Origin of the sequence: Mesorhizobium sp. M7D.F.Ca.US.004.01.2.1 (assembly GCF_003997785.1) — a bacterium.
GTDB lineage: Bacteria > Pseudomonadota > Alphaproteobacteria > Rhizobiales > Rhizobiaceae > Mesorhizobium > Mesorhizobium loti.
Genome location: NZ_RZRQ01000496.1, coordinates 1 through 3169 on the forward strand (window position 1 = coordinate 1; position 3169 = coordinate 3169).

Consider the following 3169-nt stretch of genomic DNA (forward strand, 5'->3'; position numbering starts at 1 on the left):
GCCGACGATGATGCGGTCCGGTTTCATGCAGTCGGCGACCGCGGAGCCTTCCTTGAGGAATTCCGGATTGGAAGCGACGTCGAAGGCCAGGTCCTCTCGGCCTCTTTTCTTCAGCGTTTCAGCGATCCTGGCCTTCACCTTTTCGCAGGTGCCGACCGGCACCGTCGACTTGCCGACGACGATCTTGGGTTTGTCCATCTCGCGACCGATGGTCTCGGCGACGGCCAGCACATATTTGAGGTCGGCCGAGCCGTCCTCACCGGGCGGCGTACCGACCGCGATCATCTGGATCTCGCCATGCCTGACGGCGGCGGCGGCATCGGTGGTGAACTTGATGCGGCCGGCGGCATGGTTCTCCTTGACGAGGTTCTCCAGTCCGGGTTCGAAAATGGGAACCAGGCCCTGGTTGAGCCGCTCGACCTTGGCGGCGTCGATGTCGACGCACACTACCTGGTGCCCGACTTCGGCAAGCACCGCCGCCTGCACGAGGCCGACATAGCCAATTCCAAACACCGTCAAATTCATTCGGTTTCATTCCCATGCAAGGCAGCGGACCGTTTTCGGCCCGGCCAGTTCAAATCGACTTTCCCAACTACTTTACGCTGCATGCTAGTGATTCCGGAAACTGGCATGGCTCGCCGAGCGCCGTGAAGGCAACGCGCTTGACCTGCAGCGAAAGCTTGCGGCCTGGATCGGCGAAGGCTCCCATCCAACCCTTCATCGTATCGCTGCCCCAAAAGCTGAAGAAGATCTTCTGCGCATGGGTGGGTAACTTCGCCGGGTCGGTGATCGTGTTCACCAGCTGACCGTTGACGTACCAGCTCAAGCTGTCCTTCTTCCAGACGAAGGCGTAGTCGTTGAAGGCGTTCTCGGTGCCACCGGGCACGTCGACCAGCTTCTCGTTCTTGCCCTTGCCCGCAATGTAGGCATTGACCTGCACCTTGGAGGTGTCCTTGGTGAGGATCTCGAAGTCGATCTCGTCCCAGGGCTGCTTGTCGGTGGGGCCGATATAGGTGAAGAACGCCGCGTTGAGGCCGGAGCCGGTATCGGTCTTCAGCCGCGCCTCATAGGTGCCGTAGCCGAAGCGCTGCTTGGTCTGGATCTCGCCGCAGGCAAACTCACGGTCTTTCAGCTTCTGCTTCTCGAAGCCGAGCGACAGCACCCCGTCCGACAGGCTGACCAGTCCCTTCGACCAGGTGCAATTCTGATGGCTGCCATTGTTCCAGCCGTCGGAAACATACCAGCGCGCACGATCGAAGCTTTTGAAATCGTCGACAAAGGACGGCGATGTCGGAATGTCCTGGGCATAGGAAGGGGTTGCCAGGAAACTGCCAAGAGCGGCCAGCAGCAACGCACCGAGCGAAATCAGCCGTCGCCGGCCGGCTTGCCCGGTCCGGTGCGCGAACGGCGATGCGTCAATTGCAGTTGTGGACGTAGTTCTCGGATTCGAATTCATACCAAACTCACCTTTGCGCCGTGCGTCCCCAACCCAAAGTCGACATTCGAACCGCTCCTGAACGGGGCCAACCTTGACCTCCTCTGTGACCCTCTCGAATTGCTTTTCCTGCCTCGCATCAAATCCGTTGCAACAGTCGATGGCCTCCACTTTCAACCTCTGCCGGTGCCTGCCGGCCGGGCGAATTCGGCCGTGGCGGCCGAGGAGGCCTTCTCGTCGAAGACCATATCCAGCGAATGACGGAGCTCTTTCATCATGCCGTCCTGGCGCGACAGCGCCGCGATGCGGCGTTCGCAATTCAGGATCGACGTCGTCAGTGCGCTGACTTCGGATGACCGACGGTCGGAGGCGGAGCCGTTTTCCATCGCTTCGACCAGGAAGGCGGCGTTGGTCGACGTCGTCCGGTAGCGATTCTCAAGCCCGACCCTCTCGGCCTCGATCTCGGACGCGATCTGCTCGAACAGCTTTGCCAGACGATCGAGACGTGAAACATCGGCCTGCCGGTCGCGGGCCGGATCCCTTGATCTGAAACCGAATATCGAGGCCATGAACTCAGATTCCTGTCATCGCCGGCTTGTGGGCCGGGCTTCTGGCCGATCCCCGCAGCCGGGGCTCAAAAAACTCGTGTTGTATTGTCCTGCTCCTCTCAAGGAGAGACATCAGACCAATCCGATCGGGGGCCAGTTCGGCTGGTCGTCCAATATGCTGCACCGCAACATAGACTGCCATCGTCGGAGCCGCGAGGCAACCACCAATTCGTAAACTCATAAATCCGGCCGAAATGGTTTGCGTGATGAATGTGCCTTTGCGGACAAACCGCAGGCGCCTGGCACCGCTCTCAACGTTCCTTGCCCGTGCTGGTTCCGGCCATCAGAAAACGCAGCGGCGGCACATGCTTTTGCCTTGACACAAGGCCGACACGGCGAAACAGCGCCTCGAGCTTGTCGGAAGCTACGCCCTGGACGATGGGGACGAGGTTGGATTGGCTGGCGAAAGCGTAAGCCGCGGCCGATGCCAGCCCCCGCTCGGCCTTGACGTCGAGGAAATTGCGCAGCCGATACTTGTCACGCACGTGCCGCTCGTGCCGCCGCAGCACCGCTTTCGAGCCTTCCGGCAGACTGTCGATCGCCAGCAGCGCCAGATCCGCATCGGCCAGACGCTTCAGGTCCTGCGTCTTGTGGCGGCCGCTCAGCGAATCGGCGCGGACGATGGCGCCGTAGCCGCAGGAGCGAATGACCTTGAACCGCGCCCCGCGGGCGACCGCGCGGGCGTAGAGCTCGTAGTCCTCGCCCAGCCGCAGGCTCTCGTCGTAGCGCAACCCATGGCGGTCGAGAAAGGCACGGCTGATCACCGGCTTCAAAAAGCCCAGCTCACCCCTCTGCACGCGCCGCCTGGAGATGTTGCCTTCGACGAAGCGCTCGAAATCGAGGAATTCCGGATCGGCGGCAAATTTAGGCGCGACGATTTTCGTGGCATCGCCGGTCGCATCGTCCCTGATCAGCATGATGTTGTCCGCCGCGAAATCCCAATCGGCGCCAGCAAACAGGCTGCTAAACCGGCCTTCGAGGAAAAAATCGTCGGCATCGAGAATGCTGATGAACGGCGATTTCGAGTCGGCGATCGCTGCATTGCGGGCAAAGGAGGGGCCGCGATTGACGTCGAGGCGCATCACGGTGAGCCGCCCGCTGCCATCGTCGGCGGTTCGCGCGACAT

The 3169-nt window shown here is 61.3% G+C and carries 4 protein-coding genes; all 4 read right to left on the bottom strand.

Annotation, left to right across the window (positions count from 1 at the left end; genetic code table 11):
• Nucleotides 1-525, bottom strand: a 525-nt coding sequence (locus tag EN993_RS33640; RefSeq protein WP_164757984.1) for a nucleotide sugar dehydrogenase, incomplete at its 3' end; no start/stop codon positions are given.
• Between the two features lie 67 nt (nucleotides 526-592).
• Nucleotides 593-1456: a family 16 glycosylhydrolase gene (locus EN993_RS33645; RefSeq protein ID WP_109665951.1), complete on the bottom strand. Its 864-nt coding sequence runs from the start codon at nucleotides 1454-1456 to the stop codon at nucleotides 593-595.
• 152 nt (nucleotides 1457-1608) lie between these two features.
• Entirely contained in the window at nucleotides 1609-2004 is a 396-nt protein-coding gene (locus EN993_RS33650; protein WP_109665949.1) for a hypothetical protein, read from the bottom strand.
• A 290-nt stretch (nucleotides 2005-2294) separates the two neighbouring features.
• On the bottom strand, nucleotides 2295-3169 hold an 875-nt coding region (locus tag EN993_RS33655), incomplete at its 5' end, for a glycosyltransferase (RefSeq protein WP_127266035.1).

Coding starts and splice junctions, on each gene's coding strand:
- EN993_RS33645 (WP_109665951.1), bottom strand. CDS start 1,456: ATGAATTCGAATCCGAGAACTACGTCCACAACTGCAATTGACGCATCG.
- EN993_RS33650 (WP_109665949.1), bottom strand. CDS start 2,004: ATGGCCTCGATATTCGGTTTCAGATCAAGGGATCCGGCCCGCGACCGG.